Here is a 1247-nt window from a genome sequence, read left to right as displayed (position 1 = left end):
GCCGTCGTCGCCGCGGTTGACGCGCAGCACGTGATCGGCCGCCGCGGCCGCCGCCTCGACCCAGTCGGGCTCGCCGAGAGTCGTCCCCGCCCTGGCCAGCGCCCCGACCGCGAGGCCGTTCCAGCCCGTGATGACCTTGCCGTCCACCGTGGGAGGCTCCAGCTCGCCGCGCGCGGATACCGGGCGCTGGTAGTACCCGCCCTCGCTGCGCACCCCGTCGATCCACGACTCCGAGTCCTGCGCGGCCCCGAAGCCGCCGCCGTCGCGTCGCAGCACGCCCAGGAGGAAGCCGGCGATGCCGCGGGCGGTGCCCGTATCCCCCTCGTCCAGCGCGACCTCCAGCAGCTGCGCGTTGTCGGTGAGCATGCGCTCGTAGTGCGGCACCGTCCAGTCCCGCTGCGTGGCGTAGCGGAAGAAGCCGCCGTCCTCGTCGCGCAGGTCGGAGCCGGACATGGCCGCGAGCGCCCGCGTGGCCGCTGCCCCGGCGTCGGGAGAACCCGCCCGCACCAGCGGATGCTGCAGCAGCCGCAGCGTGGTCGCCACCGGGAACTTCGGCGCCCCGCCGAAGCCTCCGAACAGCCGGTCCTCCCTGGCCGCGATCCCCTCGGCGGCGGTGACGATCGCCGCCGCGTCGGGCAGGTCGGACGGCGCGGACGCGGCCGCCCTGGCGAGGGCCTCGGTCACCGCGTCCGCCGACTCCTCCGCCTGCGCGCGCCGCACCGTCCACGCCTCCCGCACGGCCGCGAGCACCTCGCGGAACGCGGGCATCGGCGGCCGGGGCTCGGGCGGCCAGTAGGTGCCGGCGAAGAACGCGCGGCCACCCGGCGTCGTGAACACCGTGAGCGGCCAGCCGAGGTTCTGCGTGAACGCCGACGCCGCGGCCATGTACGCCGCATCGACGTGCGGGTGCTCCTCGCGGTCGACCTTGACCGCCACGAAGCCCTCGTCGATCAGCGCGGCCGTGACGGGATCGGAGAACGACTCGCGCGCCATCACGTGACACCAGTGGCACGTGGAGTAGCCGATCGAGATCAGCAGCGGCACGTCCCGCCGTCGCGCCTCCGCGAACGCCTCCTCGCCCCACGGATACCAGTCGACCGGATTCTCGGCGTGCGACCGGAGGTAGGGGCTGAGGGTGTCCGCGAGCCGGTTGGTCATGCCGTCCACGCTACGCCGCGCGGCGGCACGGCGGGCTGCGGCGGTGAGCACGGGATCGCGGCTCCCCCGCGAACGCCCCGCGTCGCGAG

General features: G+C 75.2%; 1 protein-coding gene. It reads right to left on the bottom strand.

Features of this window, described 5'->3' with window-relative positions; translation table 11 throughout:
* Positions 1-1158: thioredoxin domain-containing protein (locus DW299_RS16810; RefSeq protein WP_136037272.1), on the bottom strand; the 1158-nt coding region annotated here is incomplete at its 3' end.
* Positions 1159-1247: the final 89 nt, after the last annotated feature.

This window comes from Microbacterium sp. K35 (genome assembly GCF_004794375.1).
GTDB lineage: Bacteria > Actinomycetota > Actinomycetes > Actinomycetales > Microbacteriaceae > Microbacterium > Microbacterium sufflavum.
This window is presented reverse-complemented; position numbering and strand designations above follow the sequence as displayed.